Origin of the sequence: Saccharomonospora iraqiensis subsp. iraqiensis (genome assembly GCF_000430445.1) — a bacterium.
GTDB lineage: Bacteria > Actinomycetota > Actinomycetes > Mycobacteriales > Pseudonocardiaceae > Saccharomonospora > Saccharomonospora iraqiensis.
The window spans coordinates 76786-78666 of the sequence record NZ_KE387080.1; the positions used below are offsets into that span (position 1 = coordinate 76786).

At 74.3% G+C, this 1881-nt stretch carries 1 protein-coding gene and 1 pseudogene; one reads left to right on the top strand and one right to left on the bottom strand.

Translation table 11 applies throughout. From position 1 onward, the window contains the following. Positions 1-29 precede the first annotated feature (29 nt). Complete coding sequence (locus tag ACTIR_RS0109425; protein WP_026454077.1) at positions 30-788, bottom strand: methyltransferase domain-containing protein; 759 nt, start codon at positions 786-788, stop codon at positions 30-32. Positions 789-856: 68 nt separating this feature from the next. On the opposite strand from ACTIR_RS0109425, the pseudogene ACTIR_RS22510 reads away from it, so the two are divergent. Beyond that, positions 857-1681 (top strand): annotated as a pseudogene (locus ACTIR_RS22510) (ParA family protein); the annotation flags it as partial. Positions 1682-1881: the final 200 nt, after the last annotated feature.

Genomic DNA, 1881 nt, shown 5'->3' on the forward strand with positions numbered 1-1881 from the left:
GGTCAGCCCGCCTTGCGGGCGAGTCGCGGTCAGCCCGCCTTGCGGGCCAGCGCGTGCAGCCTGCTGGCGATGTCCCGCAGCGGCGGTGTGGCCGAGGCGACCGCCTCGAACTCGGCGAGTTCGTGCTCGCGGTCGACCGAGGCGCCCGGGGAGTCCGCGGCCGTGGGCACGATCTCGGCGACCACGCAGTCACCCCGGATCAGTTCCACCGCCAGACCCGTGTCGGTGAGCATCCGGGTGAGCGTGTCGGTGTCGAACCGGCGGAGCACGGTCTCGGAGTCGTGCGAGAGGACCCCGTCCGGGTCCACGAGCAGCCGGTGTGCCTCGCCGAGGCGCCCGGTGAGTGCGCGGTGCAGCACGGCGGCGTGCCGGTTGGCGGTCAACGCCGACACGGCCCCGCCGGGGGCGGTCACCCGGGTGGCGGCGTCCAGCACGGCGTCCGGATCATCCACCACCTCCAGCAGTGAGTGGACCAGCACGAGGTGGGCGGAGCCCTCGGGGACGTGCGCGGCGAGCGCGTCCGAGTCGTCGGCCACCACGGTGATCCGGTCGGACACACCGTCCTCCGCCGCCCGCCGTTCGAGGGTGGCCCGCGCGTTCGGGTTCGGTTCGACGACGGTCACCCGGCAGCCCGCCGAGGCGAACGGTACGGCCCACACACCGCTGCCGCCCCCGACGTCGACCACCGACGGCTCCCCGGCGCCCCGCTCCCGGGCGGCCCGCAGCTCGTCGTGAAGCACCTTCCGCACCGCCGCCGACCCGTGACCGGCCGAAGTCTCCGCTCGCATGGGGTCCAAGCGTAGTTGGGGGACCGCGCGCGTTCTCACGGTGACCGGACGGGGCTACGCTCGCAGGCGTGCACACGGTCGCCGTACTGAGTCTCAAGGGAGGCGTCGGCAAGACGACGGTCGCTCTCGGCCTCGCCTCGGCCGCCCTGCGCAGGGGCGCCCGGACACTCGTGGCGGACCTCGATCCGCAGGGCAACGCCACCGCCACGCTCGACCCTCCACTGACCGAGGCCACGCTCGCCGATGTCCTCGACTCCCCCCGGCCCGCGCTGTTGAACCAGGCGGTCGCGGCCAGCGGCTGGAGCGACCGACTCGACGTCCTCGTCGGGGCGGAGGATCTGGAGCTGCTCAACGAACCGGGACCGCAGGCCCCCCGGATGGACAACCTCGCCCGCGCACTCGAGACGCTGCGCACCCACTCCGACGGTGACCCGCACGAGATCGTGGTGCTGGACTGCCCGCCCTCGTTGGGGCGGCTGACCCGGTCCGCCCTGATCGCCGCGGACAGCGCGATCCTGGTCACCGAACCGACGATGTACGCCGTCTCCGGGGCCCGGCGCGCCCTGGAGGCGGTCGACGAGGTACGGGCGGCGGCGAACCCCCGGCTGCGTCCGGCCGGGGTCCTGGTCAACCGGCTCCGGGTGCGTTCGCACGAGCACCAGTACCGCATCGAGGAACTGCGCGAGTCGTTCGGCAGGCTGGTCATGCCCACCGCGATCCCCGACCGGTTGGTCGTCCAGCAGGCGCAGGGTGCCTGCACCCCCATCCACGAGTGGGGCTCGCCCGCCTCCCGGGAGATCGCGCTGACCTTCAACATGGTGCTGGCCAAGATCCTGCGCTCGGACCGTGCGGGGCGGCACCGGCTCCCCGCGGACGAGGTGGAGCCGGAGGACACCGACGCAGTTCCCGACGACGCGGACGGGTTCCCCCCGGATCCGGACACCGTCGGCCCGGACGACGACGCCCCCTCGTGGCCGGAGCGCGGCAGCGACACCGGCACACTGCCCGTGCCCGGGCCGGGTGAGGCTCCCGGCGCCGGTGTCCCGGGGATCGGTGTCCCGGGGGCCGCACGACCGCCGGAGTGGCCCCGGAC

Coding starts and splice junctions, on each gene's coding strand:
- ACTIR_RS0109425 (WP_026454077.1), bottom strand. CDS start 788: ATGCGAGCGGAGACTTCGGCCGGTCACGGGTCGGCGGCGGTGCGGAAG.